This is a genomic window from Actinosynnema sp. NPDC023658 (assembly GCF_040639995.1).
GTDB lineage: Bacteria > Actinomycetota > Actinomycetes > Mycobacteriales > Pseudonocardiaceae > Actinosynnema.
The window spans coordinates 1-1,269 of sequence record NZ_JBFAAX010000796.1 but is presented as its reverse complement, the minus strand read 5'-3'; the positions used below and the strand labels follow the sequence as shown (position 1 = coordinate 1,269).

Here is a 1,269-nt window from a genome sequence, read left to right as displayed (position 1 = left end):
GCGAGGCGTACTTCTCCACGTTCGAGGGCGTCTGGCGGCACGGCGACTGGATCCGTCGGCGCCCTGGCGGCGGGCGAGGTGACCGCCGACCCGCCGCCGTCGTTCCCGTCCGGCATCGACCTCTACCGGCAGGCCTACCGGAACTGGGCCGGGGAGATCCGCACCGACGACCTGTGGACGTGCGCCCCGCGCACCCCGGCCGACGTCGTGGTCCTGGCGAACTGGGCGCACGCGCAGGGGTTCACCCTGCGGCCACGCGGTTTCCGGCACGGCTGGTCGCCGCTCACCGTCACGCCCGGCACCACCGGCGCGGACCGGGTCGTGCTGGTCGACACCACCCGCTACCTCAAGGCGATGAGCCTGCTGCCGAACGCGGTGCGGGTGCAGACCGGCGCGTCGATGGACGACCTGCTGGCGTTCCTGGAGGACGCGGGCTTGGGCGTGACCAACACCCCCGCGCCGGGTGACCTGAGCGTGGGCGGCGTGCTCGCGATCGACGGCCACGGCACGTCCGTCCCGGCGGTGGGGGAGACGCGGCAGCCGGGCCACACCTACGGTTCGCTGAGCAACCTGGTCGTCTCGCTGACCGCCGTCGTGTGGGACGGCAGCGCGTACCGGTTGCGCACGTTCAGCCGCGACGAGCCGGAGTGCGCCGCGCTGCTGACCCACGTGGGCCGCGCGTTCCTCACCGAGGTCACCCTGCGCGTGGGCGCCAACCACAACCTGCGCTGCGTGAGCCGGGTCGACATTCCCACCAGCGAGCTGTTCGCCCCGCCCGGCAGCGGCGCGACCCGCACGCTGGCGAGCTTCCTCGACGAGTCCGGCCGGGTGGAGGCCATCTGGTTCGCCTTCACCGACAAGCCGTGGCTCAAGACGTGGAGCGTGGCCCCGACCAAACCGGCCACGTCCCGGCACGTCGTCGCGCCGTACAACTACGTGTTCTCCGACAACGTCCCCAAGCCCGTCTCCGACCTCGCGGACCTGCTCATCACCGGCGCGTGGGCGCTCACCCCGACGTTCGGCCAACTCCAGTACACGACCGCGGCCACCGCGCTCACCGCCACGCTGACCACCGACCTGTGGGGCGCGTCGAAGAACCTGCTGCTCTACGTCAAGCCGACCACCCTGCGCGAGACCGCGAACGGGTACGCGGTGCTCACCAGCCGCGCCGAGGTCCAGCGCGTGGTCAGCGACTTCGCCTCGTTCTACGAGAACCTCCTGCTGTCCTACAAGGACCGCGGCCTGTTCCCCGTCACCGGTCAGGTGGAG

1 protein-coding gene is annotated in these 1,269 nt (G+C 71.9%); it reads left to right on the top strand.

Annotated features, from left to right (window positions below; translation table 11 throughout):
- Positions 1-78: 78 nt before the first annotated feature.
- The coding region (locus AB0G02_RS34870) for a cholesterol oxidase substrate-binding domain-containing protein (protein WP_360803093.1) at positions 79-1,269 on the top strand (1,191 nt) is incomplete at its 3' end.